Source organism: Gordonia sp. NPDC003376 (genome assembly GCF_053589235.1).
Map to the genome: position 1 here is coordinate 1 of NZ_JBSFRM010000025.1, position 1,343 is coordinate 1,343.

Consider the following 1,343-nt stretch of genomic DNA (forward strand, 5'->3'; position numbering starts at 1 on the left):
TTGTTGATCGAGATGGGGTTCGCGCCCGCCGTCGCTGCGCGGTTGCAGCGGATCGGGACCTCGGCGGTGGTGGAGCGCACTGTGAACCATGCTGCCGACGGAGCGATCTCCGGTGAACACGTCGACGCCATCGTGCGCGGACTCAACCAGATCGGGATGCGTGCCGGAGAACCACCCGACACCGACACGTGGGCGACCTTCGAAGGCGACCTGTTGGCGCAAGTCCTGTCCGGGGCGACACCGGCCGAGGTGATGGCACGGGCGCATCAGCTTGGTGACCATCATGCTGACGACACCGAGGGTGGACGCCCGGCGAAAGAGGACCGCAACCTGAATGCTCTGGATATCGGGCGGACCGATGACGGGCGGGTCGCTGTCTCCGGGAGTCTGGATGTTGTTGTCGGGGAGAAGTTGGCGACGGCGATCGAGAAACTCTCGGCACCCGTCCCGCAACCGGATGGTTCGACAGACCCCCGCGAAGCGCCCCGACGCCGCGCTGACGCCCTGGAGATGGTCGTGGATATGGCCGCCGGTGCCGGGGAACGGTCGGTGACCGCTCTACCGGCAGCGTTGATCACCCTGTCGGTACCTGCGGATGCACCGAACAAAACCGAGTTGGCGTTCGGTGGGTCGATCACCCGCAACACCCTCCTCGAAACGACGTGTGACGGTGTCGTCGTCATGACCATCGTCGATGGCGAACGGGTTCCGTTGGATATGGCGCGGTCGAAACGGTTGTTCACCGCCGGTCAGCGGCGGGCGTTGTTCGAGCGGGATCGGTGTTGCATCAAGTGTGGTGCTCCGGCGTCGAGGACTCAGGCCCATCACATCGAGCATTGGTCGGATGGTGGTGCCACCGACCTCGCGAACGGTTGCCTGTTGTGCACCTCGTGTCACGCCGACGTCCACCACAATGGGTGGGATGTGTATATGGGACCCGACTCTCATCCGTGGCTGCTCCCACCGGAGGTGGTGGATCCGCGTCGTCGTCCTATTCCGGCGTATAACAGGCGGTTTGCTGATGAACTGCCGAATGCTGCCTGACTGTTGATGGAGCTTGTGTTCTTTGAGAATTCCAGAGAGATAGGGGTGGGTGTCGGAGTCTCCGCTGGTTGCGTTGGCGAGTTCGGTCGTCTGAGGTTTCGACACGACTTGTCGACGGCCCGTTGCTGATTGAGCCGGGACCGAGCATCGCGAGGACCCGTGTCGAAATCTCTGTAGCTGGCGGTGGTTGCGTTGGCGACGTCGGCTGTCTGAGGTTTCGACATGTCTTGTCGCTTCGCTCCTCGTCGGCTCAACCAGCAATGGCCACACGATGATTGAGCCGGGACCGAGCATCGCGA

1 protein-coding gene is annotated in these 1,343 nt (G+C 63.0%); it reads left to right on the plus strand.

Annotated features, from left to right (window positions below; genetic code table 11):
- Window positions 1–1,044: DUF222 domain-containing protein (locus ACWDUA_RS20475; RefSeq protein WP_449752843.1), on the plus strand; the 1,044-nt coding region annotated here is incomplete at its 5' end.
- Window positions 1,045–1,343: the final 299 nt, after the last annotated feature.